Source organism: Paenibacillus oryzisoli, assembly GCF_050467285.1.
GTDB lineage: Bacteria > Bacillota > Bacilli > Paenibacillales > NBRC-103111 > Paenibacillus_E > Paenibacillus_E oryzisoli_A.
This window is the reverse complement of record NZ_JBCMUN010000005.1, coordinates 401,822-423,732: the sequence shown is the minus strand read 5'-3', so window position 1 is coordinate 423,732 and position 21,911 is coordinate 401,822. Positions and strand designations below refer to the sequence as shown.

Annotated in this window: 23 protein-coding genes; 12 read left to right on the top strand and 11 right to left on the bottom strand. The window is 53.6% G+C overall.

All coding sequences use genetic code 11. The features are described 5' to 3' along the window. Nucleotides 1-49 precede the first annotated feature (49 nt). The 4 genes from ABE504_RS07850 to ABE504_RS07835 form a co-directional block, all read right to left on the bottom strand. Entirely contained in the window at nt 50-1,291 is a 1,242-nt protein-coding gene (locus ABE504_RS07850; protein WP_430086736.1) for a threonine synthase, read from the bottom strand. Between the two features lie 18 nt (nt 1,292-1,309). After that, a complete protein-coding gene (locus ABE504_RS07845; RefSeq protein WP_430086733.1) occupies nt 1,310-2,065 on the bottom strand; it encodes a YheC/YheD family protein in 756 nt (251 codons plus the stop codon). Beyond that, a complete protein-coding gene (panD, locus tag ABE504_RS07840; protein ID WP_430086730.1) occupies nt 2,058-2,459 on the bottom strand; it encodes an aspartate 1-decarboxylase in 402 nt (133 codons plus the stop codon). The genes ABE504_RS07845 and panD overlap by 8 nt, the downstream gene beginning before the upstream one ends. A gap of 206 nt (nt 2,460-2,665) precedes the next feature. Continuing rightward, nucleotides 2,666-3,433 carry a sulfite exporter TauE/SafE family protein gene (locus tag ABE504_RS07835; protein ID WP_430086727.1) on the bottom strand — a complete coding sequence of 256 codons (768 nt, stop codon included), beginning with the start codon at nt 3,431-3,433 and terminating at the stop codon, nt 2,666-2,668. A 196-nt stretch (nt 3,434-3,629) separates the two neighbouring features. Here ABE504_RS07835 and ABE504_RS07830 point away from each other — a divergent pair, with 196 nt between their 5' ends. Continuing rightward, nucleotides 3,630-4,067 (top strand): GNAT family N-acetyltransferase, encoded by a 438-nt coding sequence (locus ABE504_RS07830; protein WP_430086723.1) that lies wholly within the window; start codon nt 3,630-3,632, stop codon nt 4,065-4,067. Nucleotides 4,068-4,136: 69 nt separating this feature from the next. On the opposite strand, the gene ABE504_RS07825 is transcribed toward ABE504_RS07830, so the two are convergent. Next, a complete protein-coding gene (locus tag ABE504_RS07825; RefSeq protein ID WP_430086720.1) occupies nt 4,137-5,042 on the bottom strand; it encodes a helix-turn-helix domain-containing protein in 906 nt (301 codons plus the stop codon). A 152-nt stretch (nt 5,043-5,194) separates the two neighbouring features. Between ABE504_RS07825 and ABE504_RS07820 the strand changes: the two genes are divergently transcribed. From ABE504_RS07820 to ABE504_RS07795, 6 genes are all read left to right on the top strand, one after another. Further along, entirely contained in the window at nt 5,195-6,331 is a 1,137-nt protein-coding gene (locus ABE504_RS07820; protein ID WP_430086717.1) for a Gfo/Idh/MocA family protein, read from the top strand. 192 nt (nt 6,332-6,523) lie between these two features. Continuing rightward, on the top strand, nt 6,524-7,357 hold the full coding sequence (locus ABE504_RS07815) for an electron transfer flavoprotein subunit beta/FixA family protein (protein ID WP_430086715.1): 834 nt from the start codon (nt 6,524-6,526) through the stop codon (nt 7,355-7,357). Between the two features lie 50 nt (nt 7,358-7,407). Further along, entirely contained in the window at nt 7,408-8,520 is a 1,113-nt protein-coding gene (locus ABE504_RS07810; protein ID WP_430086712.1) for an electron transfer flavoprotein subunit alpha/FixB family protein, read from the top strand. Further along, complete coding sequence (locus tag ABE504_RS07805; RefSeq protein ID WP_430086709.1) at nt 8,517-9,827, top strand: FAD-dependent oxidoreductase; 1,311 nt, start codon at nt 8,517-8,519, stop codon at nt 9,825-9,827. Before ABE504_RS07810 ends, ABE504_RS07805 begins: the two co-directional genes overlap by 4 nt. Further along, on the top strand, nt 9,824-10,111 hold the full coding sequence (locus ABE504_RS07800; protein WP_430086707.1) for a ferredoxin family protein: 288 nt from the start codon (nt 9,824-9,826) through the stop codon (nt 10,109-10,111). The genes ABE504_RS07805 and ABE504_RS07800 overlap by 4 nt, the downstream gene beginning before the upstream one ends. A 100-nt stretch (nt 10,112-10,211) precedes the next feature. Next, entirely contained in the window at nt 10,212-10,724 is a 513-nt protein-coding gene (locus ABE504_RS07795) for a DinB family protein (RefSeq protein ID WP_430086704.1), read from the top strand. 133 nt (nt 10,725-10,857) lie between these two features. Here the strand turns inward: ABE504_RS07795 and ABE504_RS07790 are convergent, their stop codons facing one another. Further along, nucleotides 10,858-11,085, bottom strand: a complete 228-nt coding sequence (locus tag ABE504_RS07790) for a 3-dehydroquinate dehydratase (protein WP_126141246.1) — start codon at nt 11,083-11,085, stop codon at nt 10,858-10,860. 283 nt (nt 11,086-11,368) lie between these two features. Next, nucleotides 11,369-12,169: an AraC family transcriptional regulator gene (locus tag ABE504_RS07785; RefSeq protein WP_430086701.1), complete on the bottom strand. Its 801-nt coding sequence runs from the start codon at nt 12,167-12,169 to the stop codon at nt 11,369-11,371. 126 nt (nt 12,170-12,295) lie between these two features. Here ABE504_RS07785 and ABE504_RS07780 point away from each other — a divergent pair, with 126 nt between their 5' ends. Continuing rightward, on the top strand, nt 12,296-13,066 hold the full coding sequence (locus ABE504_RS07780) for a sugar phosphate isomerase/epimerase family protein (RefSeq protein ID WP_430086698.1): 771 nt from the start codon (nt 12,296-12,298) through the stop codon (nt 13,064-13,066). Nucleotides 13,067-13,092: 26 nt separating this feature from the next. After that, nucleotides 13,093-14,112, top strand: coding sequence for a Gfo/Idh/MocA family protein (locus ABE504_RS07775; protein ID WP_430086695.1), 1,020 nt, complete (start codon nt 13,093-13,095; stop codon nt 14,110-14,112). Between the two features lie 73 nt (nt 14,113-14,185). Here ABE504_RS07775 and ABE504_RS07770 read toward each other — a convergent pair whose 3' ends face one another. Then, complete coding sequence (locus tag ABE504_RS07770) at nt 14,186-16,297, bottom strand: LTA synthase family protein (protein WP_430086692.1); 2,112 nt, start codon at nt 16,295-16,297, stop codon at nt 14,186-14,188. A 215-nt stretch (nt 16,298-16,512) separates the two neighbouring features. On the opposite strand from ABE504_RS07770, the gene ABE504_RS07765 reads away from it, so the two are divergent. Further along, entirely contained in the window at nt 16,513-17,373 is an 861-nt protein-coding gene (locus ABE504_RS07765; RefSeq protein WP_430087427.1) for a YitT family protein, read from the top strand. A gap of 12 nt (nt 17,374-17,385) precedes the next feature. Here the strand turns inward: ABE504_RS07765 and ABE504_RS07760 are convergent, their stop codons facing one another. Continuing rightward, nucleotides 17,386-18,075 carry a response regulator transcription factor gene (locus ABE504_RS07760; protein ID WP_430086689.1) on the bottom strand — a complete coding sequence of 230 codons (690 nt, stop codon included), beginning with the start codon at nt 18,073-18,075 and terminating at the stop codon, nt 17,386-17,388. 29 nt (nt 18,076-18,104) lie between these two features. Further along, the gene (locus ABE504_RS07755; protein ID WP_430086686.1) at nt 18,105-19,454 is read right to left on the bottom strand and encodes an ATP-binding protein; all 1,350 of its coding nucleotides are present in this window, start codon (nt 19,452-19,454) and stop codon (nt 18,105-18,107) included. Nucleotides 19,455-19,597: 143 nt separating this feature from the next. On the opposite strand from ABE504_RS07755, the gene ABE504_RS07750 reads away from it, so the two are divergent. Both ABE504_RS07750 and ABE504_RS07745 read left to right on the top strand, forming a co-directional pair. Then, nucleotides 19,598-20,512, top strand: a complete 915-nt coding sequence (locus ABE504_RS07750) for a CPBP family intramembrane glutamic endopeptidase (RefSeq protein ID WP_430086683.1) — start codon at nt 19,598-19,600, stop codon at nt 20,510-20,512. Continuing rightward, nucleotides 20,509-21,486 (top strand): aldose 1-epimerase, encoded by a 978-nt coding sequence (locus tag ABE504_RS07745; RefSeq protein WP_430086681.1) that lies wholly within the window; start codon nt 20,509-20,511, stop codon nt 21,484-21,486. Before ABE504_RS07750 ends, ABE504_RS07745 begins: the two co-directional genes overlap by 4 nt. A gap of 19 nt (nt 21,487-21,505) precedes the next feature. Here ABE504_RS07745 and ABE504_RS07740 read toward each other — a convergent pair whose 3' ends face one another. Continuing rightward, nucleotides 21,506-21,889 (bottom strand): YmaF family protein, encoded by a 384-nt coding sequence (locus ABE504_RS07740; RefSeq protein WP_430086678.1) that lies wholly within the window; start codon nt 21,887-21,889, stop codon nt 21,506-21,508. Between the last annotated feature and the right edge of the window lie 22 nt (nt 21,890-21,911).

The following is a 21,911-nucleotide window of genomic DNA, read 5'->3' as shown; positions in this document are numbered from 1 at the left end:
GAGGCAATGCAGGGACTCTCACGTTGGAGAACATGTACTCATGAGCGCGTTAATGTCCCTGCTGCTGCACGAAGTCTGTGTAGCTGCGGAGCACAGGCAGGTTGCGGGTGGCGTCACCAGGCTGCGCGTATTTCATGGCGTGCGAGGTGTTAAACAGCACGACGCTGTCTTTCGCCCGCAGCCAGCCCGAATCGCACAGCCGGAGCATGGCCGCCCAGGTGGCCGAGCCCTCCGGCGAGGCGGAGATGCCCTGGGCGCCCAGCTGCCGCGTCGCCTGAGCGATCTCTTCCTTCGAGACGGCGACGGCGGTGCCGCCGCTCTCTCGGACGATCGCCAAAAGCAGCGGCAAATCCGGCGGCGCGGGAACCCGCATGCCGGTCGGGTTGGGCGTGACTGGCTGCGCGACAGCAGCAGCCGTGTCGGTTTCGCCCGGCGCACCCGCGGCCGGAGGGGACACACTGTCAACAAGAGGCTGGCAGCCCACTTCTTGTACACAAACGAAGCGCGGCATGTCGCAGGAGACCCAGCCCAGCGCTTTAAGCTCGCGATAGGCTTTCCACATGCCGATAATGCCGGAGCCCCCTCCGGTCGGATAGATGATGACGTCCGGGAACGTCCAGCCGAGCTGCTCGGCGAGCTCGAGGCCCATCGTTTTTTTGCCTTCGACCCGGCCGGGCTCCTTCAGGGTCCCGACATTGAACCAGCCTTGCTCAGCGGCGCCGGCTTCGATGATGGCGCCGGCGTCATGAATGAAGCCGTCGACCAAGAACGTATGTGCCCCATATAAGGGGCACTCCTGAACAATCAGCGGCGGGCAGTCCTGCGGAATGAAGACGTAGGCTTCGATGCCCGCCCGCCCCGCATAAGCGGCCAACGCGCCGGCCGCATTGCCGTTGGAAGGCACGGCGGCTTTGCGCACGCCGGCCTCCTTCAGCAGCGACACCGCGGCGGAGAAGCCGCGCGATTTGAAGCTGCCGGTTGGGTTTTGCTCCTCGCGTTTCAAGTAGAGCTGCCCCAGCGGGAGCTTGCGCTCCCACGCGGGCATGCGCAGCAGCGGTGTCCAGCCTTCGCCGAGCGAGACAATATTCGCTTCATCCGAGACGGGAAGCAGCTCATGATACCGCCACATGGAAGGGGAGCGATAGGGCAAAGCGGTTTTCGATAACGTATTTGCAATCTGTTCGATGTCGTAGTCCACCAATAAGGTGCCGCCGCAAGCGCATTTCATGTTGTGATAGCGAAAGGGCTGTCGGACTGAACATCGCGAGCAGATCAGCTCCCGTTGTTTCATGATAGGACCTCCTCAGCCTCAGCGCAGGGAATTGTGTTTTCTCCTGCCGGTATGAAATGATTTGATTATGCGGTAGGCAGACTTATCAGCAAGTTTCAGAAAAAGTTCCAGCATTGGGGCAAAATTAACCTCGATAATCCACACGTGCCCCTGTTTATCTACGGCCATATCCACGCCCATCGTTTTGACCCAGCGATAGGAGGGATGAAGCTGTCTCGCGGCTTTAAGCGCGACTTGATTCACCTTTGCGGTGAGCGCTGCGCTCATGCCGCCCACCTCCGAATGCCGGAGGGCATAAGGCAGCGAAACGACACGGCCGTGGCTGCGCCGGACGTTTGTCACAATATAGCCGCGCCCTGCCACTTTGGCCAGCTTGCCGGTCACCTGCCAAGAGCCGCCGGGGCGCCGCTGCACCATGACGCGCAGATCGAAGGGGCGGCCTTTTACGGTCGCTAGGTGAATACGCTGCTGCACGATGTAGTTGCGGCCTGTTTTTTTTCTTACATAGCTGGAAACGGCGGATTTGTCGCTAAGCAAAGTACGCTTGGCGCCATTGTGAATTTCGTATGAGGCCGGCTCGATTTTGCTGATACGGATGACGCCGTTGCCGCCGTAACTGCCCGTCGGCTTAATGATCACCTGATTGTACTTGTCGAGCATGTTCCAAAGCGTATTGTCTGAGAGCCAAGCCGTATCAGGCAGATGGGCGCGGAGCGATTCCATGCGGCGGAGGATTTTGTGTTTCGTCCATTTACTGGTTGTCAGTTTAGCCATGGCGCTTCGCTTCTTGCTGTTGAATAACGAGATCGTGCTCTTCGACGCGCAGAACCTGATTGCGTTCATCAACGAACACAACCTGGGGCTTGAGCTTCGCAATCTCCTCTTCTTCCATGAGTCCCATGCTTAGAATAATGACAAGGTCGCCTGGGGAGAACAAATGGGCCGGAGGACCGTTCAGACCAATTTTGCCGCTGCCTTCCGGTGCGGGGATGGCATATGTTTTCCAACGTGTGGCATTTCGCAGACTCGTCACTTGCACCATTTCGTAAGGGTAGATGTTCGCCTTGCGCATAAGTAAACCATCGATCGTGATGCTGCCGACGTAGTTCAAATCGGCTTCCGTGACGGTGGCACGGTGGATTTTGCCTTTACACATTAGTCGCTGCATGTGCAGTTGCTCCTTTACTATCACATGGGGTTCATCTTAGCGTATGAGGGAGACCGACCTCTGTCGTAGGCGCGGGCCTACAGCAGCGGAATTTGGGCTGGCCTTCCCTAGGAAATGCCGGAATATTTCCCGGGGAACCGCACGCCTCGACAAAAAAGCCCGCTCAGGAGAAATCCTGACGAGCTTTTTCATGTATATACAGCGTATTAGCCAATTAATTTAATCCCGCTAATTAAGACAAGGCTTGCAATGATCGTGCGGAGCACGAGCGTCGGCGCTTTGGTAGAAAGCATAGAACCGATGAGCACGCCCGGAATGGAACCGATCAAAAGGTTCAGCACGAGCGAGTAGTTCACGTTGCCAAGGCTCGCGTGGAGAATACCGGCGGTTGAAGCGAGGAAGAACGCATGGGCAATGTCCGTGCCTACGAGCTGCGCAGGGTTCATTCGGAAGAAGTAGAGCATCGCGATCGCATAGAGGGATCCGGAGCCGATCGACGTTAAACCTACGACAAATCCGAGTACAGCGCCGATGGTGATGGTGAGGCCGCGCTTTTCCTGGAGCGAGCGGAGCTGCCAGCGGTTTTCCTTGATTTTATGACCGAAAAATACTTTAAATAGTGTCGCAAACGCCACGAGAATCAGCACATAACCGAGCGCGTGCTTGATGATGTCTTCCTGGTTATCGAAAAAGGAGTTGAACGTCTTCAGGACGATGACGGCCAGAATGACGCCTGGAATGCTGCCCATCGCGAGTACGCGTACGAGCTTGAAATCGATCGTCTTTTGCCGCCAGTGTTGAATAGTGCCGAACAGCTTGGTGACGGAGTTGTATAGCAGGTCTGTTCCAACCGCGATCGAAGGATGAATGCCGATCATAATGAGAATCGGAGTTAGCAGTGAAGCGCCGCCGACGCCGGTCAGCCCTACGAGGAAGCCAACCAGAACGCCCATTAAAATGATACTTAAAGTCATGTTGTCATGTCCTTTCAAATGCCGACTAAACTTATTGGATTAATATTAGTGCAATTCGAAGCCTCTTGTAAAGAGAAATTTTGCGGAGAGGGATATATGCCATACAGGCGACTTTTTCTAGCATGCCAAAGTTGACAGCGACGCTGCATTGTTAGATTATGGGGGAAGCAGATACAGAAAGAAGTGTGTGATAGCTATGTTAATGAATGTGAAAGCCCGCCTCGCGGAGAGTCAATTCCAGGAGCTGCTTAGTTTCAGCGTATTCCCAGACTCTGAAGCGGTTCATAAGGCAATTGCTTACTACGAGCAGGAAGATGCCAGCTGGCTCTTCGCTTACGAGTCCGAAGGCGTGTATGTGGGGATTATAGGTTTTCATCTGAATGAGAGACAAGAAATGACGATTCACCATCTGGCTGTTGAGCCGGAAAGCAGAGGCGTCGGCTTTGGCCGCGGCTTGCTGCTTGAGGTGATCGAGGAGATGAGCCCGACTCGGATTCAAGTGGAGACGGATGAGGAAGCGGTGGAGTTTTATCGGAGCGTAGGCTTTGTCGTTCGCAGCTTAGGAGAGAAATATCCCGGCGTGGAACGGTTTCTATGTACATATGAGATTGAGGAAGAGGACGAAGAGGATTAAGTCGAAAAGGGTGCCCCAGATCGTCATGGCGACGGCGTGGGGCGCCTTTTTTGCATGGAAAGCTGCCAGCTAGCTTGGCATTCGCGACTTCACAGTACGGGCATATTCGGTGGGGCTCATGCGTGTCGCTTTTTTGAACGCTTTGGAGAAATAGTGGACAGAGCTGAACCCGAGCAGCCCGGCAATCTCTGTAAAGTTATATGTTTCCTCGCGGATCATGATTTTCGCTTGATTGATTTTTAATTTGGCGAAATACTCCATGAGCGATGAACCCGTTTGCTTTTTGAACAAGTCAGCCAGTTGAGTTCGTCCTATGCAAAAAAGCTGAGAAAGCGCAGTGACCGATAGCTGCTCATGCAAATGATCGGCCATATAGGCGGCGACCTTGGAAACGAGCTCGCCCATCGATCTTTCCTGAGCCATCGTCGTTAACGGCGTTTCGGGTTCCTCATGTTCCGTTCGTTGGAGAAGCCGAAGAAGCAGGATCTCCAGGTAGTTGCGGAGAAGCTGCTCGCTGCCGGTCGGAGCGTCAGGGCGCCGCGCTAGCGGGTATTGAAAAGGAAACGGAAAAACGCGCTGCCCCTCCGCAATAATGGTCGAAAGCAGGTTGCGCTCCTCGCTGCTCAGGGAGATGACTGTATTTTCAAAAAAACGTATGGCATCGGAATGGCAATCGAACGTGATGACGATCAGGTTCGGCGCCTTTCCTTTGAGCGAGTAGAAACTGTGAAATTCGTTCGGCTTATGGAAAATAATTGTGCCTTGCTGAAGAATATGCGTCGTCTCGTCGGCATGCACTTCGACCTCACCGCGATCTACGTAGAGCAGCTCCCAGAAATCGTGCTTTTCTCCCTGGAAGACGTAGTCTTTGCCGTATTCGAAATAATACATTGTAACGAGATTGGTTATGGAAATGATCGGCGCTAAAGGAAGCCGTTGATAGGAGAAGGATTGCGTTTGGTCTGAACTTGCCACGGTTTCAATCACTCCAACGTATGAATTGAAAGTTTACACCATCTACTATAGCAGAAATACAAATAAATCGGTGGATATGACAAAGAAATCTGGGTGCGCCGCTCCTATAATGAGGGCATGAGGGAGATGCAAGAGATGGAGGAGGATGCCCAGTGAATATCGGAATTGTCGGGTATGGGAGAAGAATGGGATCGGTTGTGGATAAGGTGCTGCAGCAGGACCCGAGCGCGCGCATCAGCGCTATTGTGGATGTCAATCGGGCGGGCGTGGAGGCGCGTGTTGCCGATAAAGGCTGGGAAGGGATTACGTACTACGACACGGTAGACGAACTGCTTGCGGCTGAACGTCTGGACGGTGTCATGGTCGGCACGCGCTGTACGCTGCATACGCCAATGGCGATAAAAGTGCTGGCGAAGGAGCTGCCGTTATATTTGGAAAAGCCGGTCGCCACGGATATGGCGGACTTGCTGAGGTTGAAGGCGGCTTCCGAGCAAGCGCGCTCGCCGGTCGTGGTGTCGTTCCCGCTGCGGGTAACGTCGCTCGTGCAGTTGGTGAAGGAAATCGTTGATTCTGGCAAAATCGGAACCGTGGAGCACGTGCAGGCGGTTAACAATGTGCCGTACGGCCGGGTGTATTTTCAAAACTGGTATCGGGATGAGGCAGAGACCGGCGGTCTGTTTCTGCAAAAAGCGACCCATGATTTCGACTATATTCAAGCGATGCTCCAGCAAAAGCCAGTCGCGGTCTGTGCAATGACGTCGAAGCAGGTGTTCAAGGGCAATAAGCCGGCTGGGCTAAAATGCGTCGACTGCTCGGATAATCGCACGTGTCTGGAGAGCACGGTAACGTTCAAGGACGACATCGAGCCGACATGGCAGTACTGCTGTTATGCGGAGGACACTGGCAATGAGGATTCCGGCAGCGCGCTGATTCGTTACGAGAGCGGGATGCACGTGTCGTATTCGCAGAACTTTTTTATTCGTAAGGGAGCTGCTCAGCGCGGGGCTCGCTTTATGGGGTATAAAGGCACGGTGGAATTTGACTTCTACACGGGCGTTGTGAAAGTTCACATGCATCACACCTCGCGTGTGGAGACCTATGAGCTGGCGAAGGGAGGCAACCACTTTGGCGGGGACGATTTGTTAGCGACCAATTTTGCCGAGCTGATGCACGGTCGCGGCGAATCGATTTCCAATTTGGCGGACGGCCTGGTCAGCGCGCAGCTGTGCATCAAGGCGCAGCAATCGGCCAAAACCGGCACGTTTCAAACGTTGGATTGGCAGTTGTAAAAGACAATAGGTTAAGCGCATGTTCCCAAAACGGGGGCGTGCGCTTTGTTTATATTTGAGGCTATTTTCTGAGTAGCATGATTGCCTCTTTCCTGCATATATTGAGATAGATACGTTTGAAAACGATTTCTTACTTCCTTTTAAGTGACAAATTTCACAATGATGACAAGCTTCGAGCAGGAGGGTGCAAAGATGCTGCATATTGTCGTTTGTATCAAGCAGGTGCCGGATTCACGCGAAATTCGCATCGATCCGAAGAACAATACGTTAATTCGCCAAGGTGTTCCCAGCATTGTGAACTTCTATGATATGCATGGGCTCGAGGAAGCGCTGCGGATTAAGGACGAGCTGGGCGCACGCGTGACGGTGGTGACGATGGGGCCGCCTCCTGCGGAGAAAGGGCTCAAGGAATGCATCTCGCTGGGCGCGGACGAGGCGGTGCTTGTGACCGATCGTGGCTTTGCCGGTGCGGATACGCTGGCGACGTCGTACGTCGTGGCGCGGACGATTCGTAAGATTGCGGAGACGTGGGGTTCCGTCGACATGGTATTTTGCGGGAAGCAGACGCTGGACGGCGATACGGGGCAGGTTGGGCCTGGCGTCGCATGCCGACTGGACCTGGAGCAGCTCACGTATGTGAATCAAGTGGTGCAAGTGGATGAGGAGAAGCGTAAGGTGCGCGTGCACCGGCTGCTTGAGGATGGCGTCGAAGTGGTGGAGACAAGCATGCCTGTACTGATCACGGCGCTGAAGGAGCTGAATAAAGTGAGACGGGCGTCGCTGCCGGGTATGATTCGCGCGGCGAGATATAAGCCGGTCGTGTGGACGACGGCAGATTTTCCGGATTTGGAGCGGGCCAAAATCGGATTGAAAGGTTCGCCGACGATCGTGGCCAAGACGTGGGTGCCGGAAGTGAAGGCGGTCAAAACGAAGATGATCGTCTCGGGTACGCCGGAGGCGGCGGCCAGCGAGCTTGCAGGCGAGCTGCTTGGGCACGCGGAGCTGCAGACGGTGCTGGAGGCGTAAGCGGGCAAGCGCGGTGCGAGGGCAGCGCGAGGAAAGGGAGGAATGCGGGAATGGCAAAGGAGCATAACGATGAAATGCCCGATTGGTCCGCCTATCGGGGCGTATTGATCGTGGTCGAGCAGCGGGAAGGCGCGGCCAAAAAGGTCAGTTGGCAGCTGCTCGGCGAAGGCCGCAAGCTGGCTGCGAAGCTGGAGGTGCCGCTCATGGCGCTCGTCCTCGGCGAGAATGTGGCACATCTCGCCGAGGAGGCCGTGCATTACGGCGCCGACCGGGTGTACCTGTGCGAAGCCCCCGAGCTTCGCGACTACCGGACCCGGCCGTACAGCCGAGTCTGCCTGAAGCTGATCGAGGAAGCGAAGCCCGAGATCGTGCTGTTCGGGGCGACCGCCACGGGGCGCGACCTCGCAGGTGCGATTGCGACGCACCTGCCGACGGGGCTGACGGCGGACACGACGCAGCTCGACGTCGAGCCGCCGCCGTCGCGGCTGCTGCTGGCCAGCCGCCCGGCTTTTTCCGAGAAGATGATGGCCACCATCCTCTGCAAGCAGTACCGGCCGCAGATGGCGACCGCGCGGGCCGGGGTGTTTCAGGCGCTGCCGAAGGACACGGCGCGCGAGGGCGAGATCATCCGCATGGACTGTCCCATGCGGGAGGAAGAGATTGCCGCGCAGGTGCTGGACTTCCTGCGCGAAACGGGCAAACTCAATCTCGAGGAAGCTGAGATTATCGTTGCCGGCGGACGCGGCCTGGGCGGGCCGGACGCGTTCGGGCTGCTTGCCGAGCTGGCGGGTGCGCTCGGCGGCGTCGTAGGGGCCTCCCGCGCGGCGGTGGACGCGGGGTGGATCACGCACGAGCACCAGGTCGGCCAGACCGGTGCGACGGTGCGCCCGAAGCTGTACATCGCCGTCGGCATCTCCGGCGCTGTCCAGCATACCGTCGGCATGAGCGGGGCCGACGTCGTGGTGGCGATCAATCGGGATGCGAACGCACCGATTTTTCAATTCGCCCACTACGGGATCGTGGGCGATCTGTTTAAGATCGTGCCGGCGCTGACGCAGGTGTTCAGGGAGCGCCGGCAGTTGTTCGGCGTGAAGGCGCCGGAGCAGGTCGAGCAAGCGCAAGTGGCAGACGCGGATGCCCGCGAGAGGAGTGAAGCCAAATGAACGAAAAATTCGATGCGATCGTCGTCGGCGCCGGACCGGCCGGCGCAGCGGCGGCGCTGACGATGGCGCGGGCGGGGTTATCCGTCGTCCTGCTGGAGCGGGGCGAATTCCCCGGCGCCAAAAATATTTTCGGCGGTGTCCTGTACCGCAAACAGATCGAGGAGCTGGTGCCTGAGTTCTGGACGGAAAAAAACTTCCCCATGGAGCGCTACATTGTGGAGCAGCGTATCTGGATGATGGGGAAGGAGTCCATGGTGACGTTCGGCCACCGGAACGAGGCGTACAAGGAGCCGTACAACTGCTTTACCGGGCTGCGCGTGAAGTTCGATCAGTGGTTCGCCGACAAGGCGGTCGCGGCGGGAGCGATCCCCGTCTATGAGACGGTAGCCTTGGACGTCATCCGCGAAGGGGATAAAGTCGTCGGCGTGCGCACAGACCGGGAGGACGGCGACTTGTACGCCGATGTCGTCGTCATTGCCGACGGGGTCAACTCCTTGCTCGGCAAGGCGCTCGGCATTCACAGAGAGTGGATGCCGGATGAAGTTTCGCTTGCCGTCAAAGAAGTGATCGCCCTTCCGCGCGAGAAAATCGAGGACCGTTTCGGGCTCGAGGGCGACGAGGGCGTGACGATCGAGTTCATGGGCGAGACATCGCTCGGCATGGCCGGGATGGGTTTCCTCTACACGAACAAGGAAACGATCTCGCTTGGCGTCGGGGTCATGGTGAACCATTTGCGGGATAAAAAGGTGAAGCCTTACGCCGTCCTCGACGCCGTCAAGCAGCATCCGATGATTCGGAAGCTGATCCAGGGCGGCGAGACAAAGGAATATTCCGGCCATCTCATTCCGGAAGGCGGTTTTCATTCGATCCCGCCGCTGTCCGGCGACGGCTGGTGCGTATGCGGCGACGCTGCGCAGCTCGTCAATTTCGTCCACCGCGAGGGGACGAATCTGGCGATGACGTCCGGCCGGCTGGCAGGTGAAGCCATTGTCGCGGCTAAAGCGCGCGGCGATTACTCCGCGCCGTCGCTGAAGGCGTACGACACGGCGATTCGGGCCTCTTTTGTGCATAAGGATTTGCAGAAATATCAAGGCATGCACGGCTTCCTGCGCGATCAGGATCCCGAGCTGCTCTTCTCGAAGCTGCCGAAAGCGCTCAATGAAGCGGCGTACAACATGTTTCTGGTCGACGGCACGTCGAAGGCCGAGAAGCAAAAAATGGCCGTCAAGCTCATCAAAAATGCGGCTGGCGGCACAGTCAACCTGATGAAGCTGGGCTATAAAGGATGGAGGGCGATGAACGGATGAGTGCAAGCGACATTACAGATAAGCTCTTTACCATTCGCTACAAATGTGACGACAAATCGCATCTGGTGATCAAAGATACGGGGACGTGTCTGAGCTGCGTGACCAAGGATTGCAATTTCTTTTGCCCGTCGGATGTGTATGCGTGGGAGAAGAAATTGAAGATCACAACGGTTGCCTATGAGAACTGCATCGAATGCGGCACATGCCGGATTGCGTGTCCGTCTTACAATATCGATTGGGTATATCCGAAGGGCGGGCACGGCATGACGTATAAGTACGGTTAATAACCTTTGGTTAATATTTGATAGACAAGACTTCCCATTTCTCGTTTTAATGGCTTATAATTTGATAAGAACGACGAGAACATCAGGGAGGTACGATTCGATGCCGATTAGACCGAATGCTGAGGAGTTTGCACCTTATTTTGCACCGTATATTGCCAAAGTTCCAGACGGTGACGTGATTGCTTTTTTGCGTCAGCAAGCGCAAGAAGTTGAAACGCTAGCCGCATCAATCTCGGAGGAGAAAGCGCTTCTGCGCTACGCACCGGGCAAATGGAGTGTAAAGGAAGTGCTGTGGCACATTACCGACACCGAGCGGATTATGGCCTACCGGCTGCTGCGTGTTGCCCGCGGCGATACGACGAGTCTGCCGGGCTTCGATCAGGACGTTTTTATCGAGAACTCGTCTTTTGACTCGATTCCGCTCTCTGCCTGGCTTCAGGAGTGGCAAGCGGTCCGTGCATCGACATTCTCGCTGCTGCCGTCCATCGCTGAGAGCCACTGGCTGCGCCAAGGCACAGCCAGTGAGCGGGCTGTGACCGCGCGAGCGCTGGCTTACATTATCGCAGGGCACGCGCAGCACCATATCGATATTTTGAAAGATCGGTACCTGTAGCACATTTCGTGAGTTGTGGAAAGGCGGTGCGGCTTTTAAGCTGCCCGTCTTTTTGTTTACTATAAAACAAAAGTAGGCCTTGCCACTTCAGGCAGGCCTACTTCATTTTCTGTGCGATTCCCGGTCGCACAACTTAATACAATGACAACGCAAGCGAATCCCGCTCGTTCAGCGAGTGCAGGATCGCCTCGCAGCCGACAATTTCAATCGAAATGATAGAGTCGAGACATTTTTTAATCGTTGCTCTACCTTTTGTAATTTTAGAATCAATCGCGGATTTTAATAGATTGTATTTCTTTTTATTTTTCTCATCAGAGTAGACGGGCACGGCCTTATTGTTGATCTTGATAAACATAACCATAATCTTCACCATCCTAAGAATTGGATATATTAAGCATAAGCTAATAGTATTAAGAGAACCTTAAAATAGTTTTACAATTTTGAAACAAACCTTTAACCATTTTCATGCTGCTTTTGCCTCAAAAATTAGTAATCTATGGAGACTTTCCGAAATAAAGTATCAATCCATTTCGGAAAGCTCCCTATGTAAGGCGTCTTCTTCGTAGATAATACGAATTAGGAAGCAAAAATGTTTCATAAGTTTTGCATGATTCTTGAACTTTGTGTGAATTGATATAAGAGTGTTACGTGTTTTGCGAATTTTGCCGATAGAGCTTGGGCGAAATCCCGAATCTTTGCTTGAACGCACGGTGAAAATAAGGGTACGAACCGAACCCGCAGCTGAGCGCGATTTGCTCAAGGGACATGGAACGGTCGTGCATGCGCTCCACTGCGCTGGTAAGCCGAACTTCCGTGGCATATTGAATCATGGTCTTGCCGAAGCATTCCTTAAACAAATGCACCGCTCGCGAGACGCTCAATTCCACGTGATCCGCGACATCTTCGACTTTAAAGGCAGCAGTCGCGTGCGCTTCAATAAACCTTTTCATCCGGGTGCCGGTAAAAGGCTTGCCCTGCAGCGTCACGGTCTCCTTCGCGGCGCGTTCAAGCGAGAGGCAGAGCGCCTGCAGCAAATAGCTGCTCAGCTCTTCGTCTTCCTCTTCCATACGCCGCTTCTCCAGAATAAGCTGCCGCCAAAGCGAGATGAGACGCGGATCGAGGTCGATTTTCGTGCAAGTCAGCTTCGGGCTGCGATTCCACCACTGATCGATCCACGCTCCGCTGCAAAATAAATAATAATCACCGCTGGCGATTTTTCCGTCGGGTCCCGCCATTGCCTGCTCGATGCGCAGCTCGTACGGGTCTCCCGGTTTAAAAAGCAGCAAATGGCCCGCCTCAATTTCACGCATGCTCCCATGCACAAGCGCTTCGCATTTCCCTTCGGTTTGCAGACGAAAAAGATAAGTATGAAGGCCGGACTTGGTGTTGACGTTGAACGGCTCGTGATGAAATGAATAACCGCAGGTGATTAGCCTTGCATGCATAACTGCCCGCACCTTTCGTAGCAAAATAAGAGATGTTTTGATTATATCGTGAATGTTCATACCAAGCTAGGTTCGTATATACTAAAACCATTGGTTGGAAATAACTAATAGAAAAGAGGCAGAAATATGGGACGTTTAGGTATTGGACTTCAATTGTATACGCTGCGTGACGATATGGCTCGCGATATGGAAGGCACGCTTCGCCACGTTGCGAAGATTGGATATGAAGGTGTAGAATTCGCCGGTTACTACAATATGCCTGCAGATAAGCTGAAAGGTTTGCTTGACGAGCTTGGCCTGAAAGCATTCGGCAGTCACATTTCCCTGCAAAGATTCCGCGATGATCTGCAAGGTGAAATTGATTACTTGAAAACAATTGGCGCTACATACGCCATCTGCCCATGGTTGGATTCCTCAACGCTCGAGACTGCCGAGCAGTGGCAGACGCTGATCGATGAGCTGGCAACCATTGCCGGTAAAGTAAAAGAGCAAGGGCTGAGCTTCCTTTATCATAATCACGCTTTCGAATTCCAGGTCAACGTGAACGATCAGTTTGCTTTTGACGCTATCTATGCGACAAGCAGCGACATCAATGTTGAAATGGACGTATGCTGGGTGAAATTTGCGGGTCAGGACCCGCTGGCCTATATCGCGAAGTATGCAGGTCGTCTGCCGCTCGTGCACTTTAAGGATTTTACGAAAGATGCAGAAGGCAAGCTTGTTACGCTGGAGCTCGGTCTTGGCGAAGTGCCTCTGAACGATGTGATCAAAGAAGCTGAAAAAGCCGGCGTCGAGTGGCTTGTCGTTGAACAAGACCATTGCCAGAAAGCTCCGCTCACCAGCATCGAGAACAGCTTCAACTGGGTGAAAGAGAACTACTTAAACGTTCATAACTAATATATTTTAAAGGAGCTATTATTCCGATGAGCAAAATTCGTGTAGCCGTTATCGGCTGTGGATCTATCGCAAAACATAGACATATTCCCGAATATGCAAGCAATCCGAACGTGGAGCTTGTTGCGTTCGTCGATCCGGTAATCGAGCGCGCCGAGCACTACGCCGCGCAGCACGGCGGCAAAGCATTCGCTTCGTATACCGACATGCTGGCTGAAATCAAGCCGGATGCGGTCAGCGTCTGCACACCGAACTATTTGCACGCAGAAATGAGCATCGCCGCGGCGAACGCTGGAGCACACGTATTGGTTGAGAAGCCGATGGCGGGCACGATCGAAGAAACAGAAGCGATGATTGAAGCAGTTAAGAAAAACGGCGTTTACTTGATGGTTGGTCATAACCAACGCTTGATGCCTCCGCATCTGAAAGCCAAAGAAATTTTGGATTCCAAGCGCCTGGGCAAAGTCATCACGTTCCGTACAGCGTTCGGACATCCTGGTCCTGAAGGCTGGAGCGTGGACGGCCGCGAGAGCTGGTTCTTCCGTAAGGAAGAAGCGATCATGGGCGCGATGGGCGATCTTGGCGTACACAAATCCGACCTCATCCGTCATTTGCTTGACGATGAAGTCGAGCAAGTTGCTGCTTTTGTTGGCACCATTCACAAAGACGGTACGGATGTTGATGACAATTCCACATGCTTGCTGCGCATGAAGAGCGGAGCCATTGGCACGCTGACAGCAAGTTGGACGTATTACAAAGGCGGGGACAACTCGACGGTGATTTGGTGTGAGAACGGTGTTATCAAGATCGACACTGATCCTAACGATCAAGTGATCGTGGAACTGCGCAACGGTACGGTCGAGCGTTATAAAGTTGGTGCCATGGCAACAAATGAAAAACAAACGACAAGCGGCGTTGTCAATGAATTCGTAGACTGCTTGCTCAACAACACACCTCCACGCATTTCTGGCGAAGAAGGCGCGCGCTCTTTGAAAGTCATTCTTGCGGCTTTCGAATCGCAAGCGACAGGCAAAGTCATTTCCCTGTAGGCCAACGTAAAAAGGGTTGCTCTCAAGGTTTCATACCTTGGAGAGCAGCCCTTTTTTTTGCATGTTGCCTATTTTACCTGCCGCCAATCTCAATTGACAGCGAGTTGGACTTGCCGACAATCGTCTCTTTGGAGTCTTTGTCAAGAATTTGAATATCCCACAGTCCCGCTTTGAGCAGCTGTCCATCCACAACGGCGGTCACTTTATGCTCATCTACCCAAGTGGTCGTGAGCGCTTTGCCATTCAGGCTGACATAGCCGAGCGGCGGGATATTGCTGCCTTCCACCGTCAGTGTGATGCTGGAGCGGCCTGAAATGTCTGTGGAATCCGCATCGACTTTGTCGATCGTAAGCGGACCGTAGCCGAGTCGGTAGTTCGGATCAATGATCGGCTTGGTGTAATCTTTGTACGCATGGCGTTCGCCAAACAGAACATCATATTGCAGCGTTTCGTAATCCTTCAAATCGTTCTCGTTGATATTCATTTTTGTGTAGTAGTCTTTTGGTGGAATGACCGGAATCTTTTTCTGCAATTGACTCAGGAAGCTCGTATAGTAGTTGCCTTGCTGCTTGGATAATTCAATCAGATAAGGCCCAAGATAGTTCGGACTAATATCGAGATGATCTTTGCGAGTGTCAAAATTGTTCCACACCACTAGCGGCACGCTGTACATCTTTTTAAGGAAGTCAGGATCGTCCTTGCCGCTGATATATTTCGTATCAATGTACGTGGCGTAATCGTCACCTAGTGCAGGCAGATGATCGCCCCAGAATGCAATGATCGTCGGCTCGCCTTTTTTCTCGTAGTATTCCACCAACTGCTGCAGCATCCGATCGGCTCCGTTAATGCCTTGAGCAAGCGTCTCCAGCATGCCTTTGGAGGAAGGGGAGAAGTCACCTGTCACATCAAACGTGTTTTTCGGGAATTTGCCCGGATAGTAATGGAAATGGTTTTCCATCGTATTGGCGAAGACAAAGTCGGCGCCATCGCTTTGCTCAGTCGATTTGATAATGTTAGCGGCAACTTCGCTGTCCGCGATATAAGGCCCGGAATAATTCGGTTTAAAATATTCAATCGGAATATATTTCGAGAATCCGAAATCTTGATATACTTTGTCACTGTTGAAATACCAGTTGTAAAAAGGCGATATCGCTGTCGACGTATAGCCCTGCCGCGCATAAATGCTAGCTAACGAGTCGACTTCGTTCGAAATATACTGGTTGTAGGCGACAGAACCTTGCGGCAGGAACCGCATCGAATTGCCTGTCAGCACTTCGAATTCTACGTTGGCTGTACCGCCGCCATATTGCGGGGAAAGCATCGTACCGCTCGAGCCCGTCCGCTGAAGCTTATGGAAGAACGGAATCGGGTCAGCGCTAAATGTAGCGCCTTGAATCTGTGTCGGATCCCAGAAGGATTCGCTTAGAATGACAATCACATTAGGCTTGATCGAATTCGGCGAATCTCCGGCTTTAACCGGAGGCTCAGGCGTGTGGCTGACAATCGCTTCAATCGCTTTATCATCATAGCCTTCGCGTTTATCCGAAAACATGACTTTCGTGTTCAGCACTGTCGCCAGCGCGTAGCCGTTCGTAGTGGTATTCTGTGCCTGATTCCATACCGTTGCTTGAATACCCAACCATTTCTGTACAGGCAGCGGCGCATCCTGATAAACCGCCAGCATCATCAATAGACCGACAACGCCAAAGACGATTCTTTCTTTTAAGGCGACTTTTTTCAAGATGAGGGGCGTACGATAGAGTAAGAAATAACTCACCGCTCCAAAAAGGACAAAGACGGACAGCACCTGGAAGGTTAAAATGTTCGTTACATATTTCACCATGTCGGACGCTTCGCCGGCAATCACAAGATCCCATGGCGTGAGCGGTACGCCGAGGATTTTCAGCTTCACGCCGCTGATCAACGCCATAATGATGAAGATAGCGGCCGTGACCCAATAGGCAATGCGAGTCCTGCCAATGATGGCGGTAAAGAAAAGCAGCACACTGAGCACAATCCATTCATTGAAAATCAGCTCGAAGAAATGCTTGACCGTCCAGGACATCATGTCGAGGTAATGCCCGCGGCTTAAAATTTCCATGATAAGCACTGGAACAAGGGCCAGGATCAGAAGCGGCAGCTTCTGACGCAAATGCAAAAGAATGCGGGATGATAAGGGTTTCATAGTGTCTCCTGAACGAGTTTTTGAGAAATGGTTGATAGAATAGGGATATTATATCACGCCGTTCGACAAGTTTCGATGGTTGTCGGGTGGAATAACTGTGACAATGCAGGAAAATAAGACTGCGATCTCGAATTTAATTCATAGATACAATCATTGAAAGGAGGCCTTCGATGGCCAAAGAACAGATTCAATTGCGGAAGGAAGCAGCCTTCCAAATGCAACACCGCAAAATGACGAAATTTATGTTTTTGCGTCGAAGTTTGTTTCTGTTTATCGGCGCTGTCCTGATGTCGGTGGGACTGGAGATTTTTCTGGTGCCGAACAGAATTATTGACGGCGGCATAACAGGGATTTCAATTATCGTCTCCTATTTGACGCAACTTCCGATCGGATTGTTTCTAACTTTGTTCAATCTTCCGTTTCTTTTTATTGGTTACAAGCTGATCGGTAAAACCTTTGCGCTTTCGACCCTGTTTGCGATTCTTGTTATGTCCGCGGGCACAGAAATCCTGCACCCGGTCAAGGAGTTGACCAATGATCCGCTTCTTGCAGCGGTATTCGGGGGCATTATTTTAGGGGTTGGCGTCGGGCTTGTCATTCGTTTCGGGGGATCGCTCGACGGAACGGAGATTGTTGCGATTCTGGTGTCCAAAAAAATACCGTTTTCCGTCGGCGAAATCGTTATGTTTTTCAACGTATTTATTCTAGGCAGCGCAGGATTCGTCTACAGCTGGGATCGTGCGATGTATTCGTTAATAGCTTATTTTATCGCCTATAAAATGATTGATGTAACGATTGAAGGCTTTGACGAGTCGAAATCCGTCTGGGTCATCAGCGACAATTTTCGCCAAATTGGCGAGGCGATCATCGATCGGTTGGGCCGCGGCGTCACCTATATGGACGGAGAGGGCGGCTTTACGGGAGATAACAAGAAAGTTATCTTTTGCGTTATCACACGTCTTGAAGAAGCGAAGCTGAAGTCCATCGTCGAAGAGCTCGATCCCAAAGCGTTCCTGGCTGTCGGCAATATCCACGACGTCAAGGGAGGACGCTTCAAGAAGCGGGATATTCACTAATAGGCGAGAACGTCATTCCTCTCGTTTCCCAGGGTCATTCCCTTCGAAAAGTCCCAAATCGCGCACTTTCTGCGCCGCCTCTTTGGAGCTCTTACTGCTTAGTTTCTTCAAAATATGACCGACATGGATCTTAACCGTGCGCAATGAAATAAAGAAGCGTTCCGCAATTTCAGTCTGCGTATGCCCTCGATCGATCAATTCGAGCACTTGTAGCTCTGTCGGTGTGATGAGATCGCGTACTTCCTTGACTTTGAAGTTGTGTTCCAGCTTCTTCAGCCGGCGAAATTCCTCGCGGATTTGCTCCGCAACGGCTGGAGCGATCGCCGACTGCTTGGCGTGCGCTGCGCGAATGATAGCAGGCAGCTCCTCGAACTGCGCCTTGATCTGATAATCGATTGCGCCCGCTTGAAACGAGCGGAAAATAAAATCTTTTTCAGCCATGGACGTCAGCATGATGACTTTGGCTCCCCATGCGAGCAAAGCTTGCTCGGCAAGGCCGATGCCTGCCGGTTCCTCTTGCAACATAATATCCATTAATACGACTTCAGCCAGGACGTTCGGCTGCTCGAATAACGCGCGCGCCTCGGCGGCAGTCCCGCGGGTGGTGACAACCTTCATATCCGGTTGGCGGTTCAGATAGTCTGTTAGTCCGCGCAGCCAGTCAGGATCGTCTTCCACGATGCAAATACGTATGAAGTCCACTTCGTAATACCCTCCAATTGTAATTTCATTCACGATGACATAGGAAAAGATAAAAAGACACTCGTTCCCTCGCCGGGTTTACTGCTCATTTCGAGACTGCCCCCGTGTTTTTTCATCACACTGTAGCAATAGGCAAGCCCGAGTCCGAAGTTCAGGCGCTTGCCTCCTTTTGTTGTAAAGAATGGGTCTACGGCTTGTTTTAGCGTCGCTTTATCCATCCCCGTCCCGGTATCTCGAATTTCCAACACGATTTTGCGCTTCTGTTTAAAAACGCGAATGGACAGCCGCCCGCCGTGCGGCATCGCTTCAACCGCATTCAGGAAAAGATTCGTCAGCGTTTCCCCAATCTGAACTTCATCCAGCGTAACGACCAGCTCGTCAGGAAGCTGAAGGTCCAGCTCCACCTGTGCAAGCTCGCCCTGAAGCTGGCCAATCACATCCTCAAGCAGGTGCTTGAGATCCACTTGGCCTTTACGCAAGGGCAGCTCTTGGGTCTGTTCATGCACGCGGGAAATCATATCGCGAATATGCGTCGTTGCGCTTACCACGACTTGCAAATCCTGCAGGAGCTCTTTTTGACCGGTTTCCTCGGCATGCTGCCTGATCTTGTCGAGGAAGAGGCGCATTTTGCCAATATCGTTTTTGATGGCATGGTTGAGGATGGCGGTGCCGGACGTGATGGCGCGCAGTGTAGAATCCATTTTACGCCGTTCGATCAGAAGCTGCATGCCCAGAAACCCGTACCGGAAAAAAGTAAAAATAAAAAACGGAATCACGAACGCCAAGATCCAGCTGTGATAAATCCAAAGCCGATAGAAGCCGAAGCTGGGCATCACGTAGTTCATCACGCCAAGGCTCAGGATCGGCGGCAGAATCGACAGGCACGTAAAGATATGTGTACGCTTCATAGCGGGCAGTTGCTCTTTTTTCAACGCGACGAGCACGGCGCCGCACAAGATGTAAGGAAACGCCCAGATCGCCACCACGTTGAACTGGATCGGCATTTCCTCGGTGTAGCCGGGCAGCAGAGCCCAGCAAGCAATCGGCGGAACCAGCAGCGCGAGCGGAAGCCACATTCGCAGCCGCGGCGCAGGCCAGGACGTATTATAAGCGAGAGCGAGCCTTGCAAAAGCATACGGCAGCCCGTAATAAGACAAGAGTGAGCTCGTGCTCATGAGACGATACAGGTAGGTGCCGGCCGCCGAATTTGGCCATTGCTGCTGAACGTACGGCAGGGTGTGATTGGAAATAACCGCGGCAAGCGCGCCGAAGCCGCCGGTGAGGGCGACCGCGCTCATCCAGCGCATCGTAGAGGATTTCGGATCGATTAGCCATAGAGCGCCGGCAATCAGCCATAGCGCGATCAAGACAAAGAGCATGCCAGCCTCCATTTTCCATGCGGTAAGAGATAATCTTATTGTTGCATGGCGCTTTCATTTGCACAAGTGGCATTATCCAAGATGTGGCAGGAGATGGCCTGCACCTCGCGAATACATGGAGGGAAGAGGGAAGGAGGGCGCATGTGTCCGACTTGAAACGAAAGCTGCTGCCGATCCTGGTGATGGCGGGCAAAATCGTTTTGACACTCGTATTTATCGTGGTTATTACGGTGCTGCTGTTGGTCGCGGCAGCGGTGATCACGCTGCGCAGAATGCCCGGTGCCGGGATGTCCGACGTCGTGGCGGACGTTTTTTTTGCTCAAGCATCCTTATGGGCGCAAATCGCCGGGTTTATCGGCGGCACGCTCCTGTCATGGATGCTGTTTGAGAAGCGCAGGGGCTGGCGCCTGGGCTTCGAACCGCACCGCGCCTTACGTAAAACCATAGGCGGCTTGCTTCTTGGCAGCGCGCTGATCGGGCTCAGCGCGCTCGGCATTTGGCTGGCCGGCGGCGTGGCGTTCACGCGCCTGCCGGGAAACGGCGATCAGTTGCCGGCGCTGATCGGAGGGCTGTGCCTCTTCATTGGCGTAGCCGTCAATGAAGAGCTGTTTGCACGAGGCTACCTGCAAGGTCTCGCGAAGCGGCAGTATGGCGCGGGATGGGGGATCGCCATCTCGATGATTGTTTTTGCGCTGCTCCACGCGAAAAATCCGGGCATGTGGAGCTCCATAATGCCGCTGCTCAATTTATTGCTGGCCGGTTTGCTCTTTGGGTTGTGCCGTGAATACTCCGGCAGTCTGTGGCTGCCGATTGGCTTGCACGTGTCCTGGAATTTCGTCCAAGGCTGTGTCCTCGGCTTCGACGTATCCGGAATGCCGCTGACGTCCATACTGACCGCGGAGCCGATCGGTTCCAGCTATGTCTCCGGAGGCGCTTTCGGCGCAGAAGGAAGCGTCCTGACGACGATCACGCTTGTTCTCAGCGTGGGGATGCTTTATAACTATTATCAGAGAAAGCATATATCCAGGCTTACACCTGCAAGGAGGAATGATCTATGAATCCCTATGAACTGATAAATAGTGAATGGGAAGGGGAACCGACGCTGGTGCTCGTCGACCATGCGGCGCAAGCGACGGCCGAAATTATCCCGGCCGTCGGGCTGCACCTGTTCCGCTTCGATGTTCGGAACGAAAGCTATATCGCGAAGCCGGACAGCCTGTCCGAACTTCGCGTCAAATCCTCGCGCTACGGCGTGCCCATTCTGTTCCCGCCGGGGCGCGTCAAACAGGCGGCCTTCACCTTTGAAGGCCGCGAATACCGGCTCCCGCTCAACCGGGAGCCTGATCATGCCCACGGTGAGCTGCGCGAGCGGCCGTGGAAAGTCGTCGCCAGCGGAGCGGACGCGGCTGGCGGGGCGTATGTCTCCGCGGAGTTCAACATCGCGGAGCACCCCGAAGTGCTGGCGTACTATCCGCACGCCGCCAGCTTCCGCTTCACGTACCGCCTGAAGGACGGCACGCTGTCGCTTACTGGTGAAATTGCCAACCTCAGCGGCGAAGCGATGCCGCTGTCTCTCGGCTTTCACCCTTATTTTGCCTTCGCGGACGGCGAAGCGAGCCGCGTGCGCGTCATGATTCCCGCGGCGGCAGAGTGGCCGCTCACCGAAGGCGGCTTCGCCGCTGCGGGTCCGTCGCCGTCGCCGCTCGTCGCCGCGCTGAAGGAAGGCACGGTCGTCACGTCCTTGCCGGGTTACCCTGGCGGCTCCCAGCTGCTGAGCATGGAGCCTGGCGATCAAACCTGCGAGCTGCATTACGAGGCTCGCGGCACAAAGCTTGTGTTTCACATGGGGGACAAATTCCCCATCCATGTATTGTTCACGGCGCCATGGACGAATGCCGTTTCCCTTGAGCCGTACACCAGCATCATGAACGTGTTTAATGAAGCATATCCGACCGAACAATCTGGCGCATTAGCGCTGCAAGCCGGCGATACGTTCCGTTTCAATTGGGATTTTCACATAGAGAAGCTGTAAGCGGACAAAATTTGAGAAGTTATTCCGTTTCGTAGCCAAACCCGATGGTTGAGTACCCCTGAAACGTATGCTGGTGAATTTCTGCAATATAGCCTTCCATTTTGGCTGATTTCGCTAATGCACCGTGTCGGCGGGTATTATACAAGTTGGGTTCGACCGTCCCGGTCAGGAGATGGATGTGTCCGCCGTTCGGGAGCGCGATTGGAGGGCCAGTCACGCCGTAGTAAGCATGATAATGGCCGTACTTAATCCCGGAGATGCCTTGAAACTGATGCACATGCTGGTCATAGGACGTTCCGTTGACGCTGAATGTATACAGACGCAGCACATGGTGGTGCTTCAGCGTTTCGGAGGTTGTCGTTCTAAAAAAATGCACATGAGCCGGCGGAATATAAAAAGCCACACAAAAGCCCCCTGCGGATAGG

Excerpts from the sequence above, each read along its gene's own strand:
- ABE504_RS07765 (WP_430087427.1), top strand. The coding sequence starts at position 16,513 with ATGCAACACCGCAAAATGACGAAATTTATGTTTTTGCGTCGAAGTTTG.
- ABE504_RS07785 (WP_430086701.1), bottom strand. The coding sequence starts at position 12,169 with ATGCATGCAAGGCTAATCACCTGCGGTTATTCATTTCATCACGAGCCG.
- ABE504_RS07775 (WP_430086695.1), top strand. The coding sequence starts at position 13,093 with ATGAGCAAAATTCGTGTAGCCGTTATCGGCTGTGGATCTATCGCAAAA.
- ABE504_RS07745 (WP_430086681.1), top strand. The coding sequence starts at position 20,509 with ATGAATCCCTATGAACTGATAAATAGTGAATGGGAAGGGGAACCGACG.
- ABE504_RS07815 (WP_430086715.1), top strand. The coding sequence starts at position 6,524 with ATGCTGCATATTGTCGTTTGTATCAAGCAGGTGCCGGATTCACGCGAA.
- ABE504_RS07770 (WP_430086692.1), bottom strand. The coding sequence starts at position 16,297 with ATGAAACCCTTATCATCCCGCATTCTTTTGCATTTGCGTCAGAAGCTG.
- ABE504_RS07810 (WP_430086712.1), top strand. The coding sequence starts at position 7,408 with ATGGCAAAGGAGCATAACGATGAAATGCCCGATTGGTCCGCCTATCGG.
- ABE504_RS07800 (WP_430086707.1), top strand. The coding sequence starts at position 9,824 with ATGAGTGCAAGCGACATTACAGATAAGCTCTTTACCATTCGCTACAAA.
- ABE504_RS07795 (WP_430086704.1), top strand. The coding sequence starts at position 10,212 with ATGCCGATTAGACCGAATGCTGAGGAGTTTGCACCTTATTTTGCACCG.
- ABE504_RS07835 (WP_430086727.1), bottom strand. The coding sequence starts at position 3,433 with ATGACTTTAAGTATCATTTTAATGGGCGTTCTGGTTGGCTTCCTCGTA.
- ABE504_RS07850 (WP_430086736.1), bottom strand. The coding sequence starts at position 1,291 with ATGAAACAACGGGAGCTGATCTGCTCGCGATGTTCAGTCCGACAGCCC.
- ABE504_RS07755 (WP_430086686.1), bottom strand. The coding sequence starts at position 19,454 with ATGCTCTTTGTCTTGATCGCGCTATGGCTGATTGCCGGCGCTCTATGG.
- ABE504_RS07830 (WP_430086723.1), top strand. The coding sequence starts at position 3,630 with ATGTTAATGAATGTGAAAGCCCGCCTCGCGGAGAGTCAATTCCAGGAG.
- ABE504_RS07790 (WP_126141246.1), bottom strand. The coding sequence starts at position 11,085 with ATGGTTATGTTTATCAAGATCAACAATAAGGCCGTGCCCGTCTACTCT.
- ABE504_RS07805 (WP_430086709.1), top strand. The coding sequence starts at position 8,517 with ATGAACGAAAAATTCGATGCGATCGTCGTCGGCGCCGGACCGGCCGGC.
- panD (WP_430086730.1), bottom strand. The coding sequence starts at position 2,459 with ATGCAGCGACTAATGTGTAAAGGCAAAATCCACCGTGCCACCGTCACG.
- ABE504_RS07845 (WP_430086733.1), bottom strand. The coding sequence starts at position 2,065 with ATGGCTAAACTGACAACCAGTAAATGGACGAAACACAAAATCCTCCGC.
- ABE504_RS07780 (WP_430086698.1), top strand. The coding sequence starts at position 12,296 with ATGGGACGTTTAGGTATTGGACTTCAATTGTATACGCTGCGTGACGAT.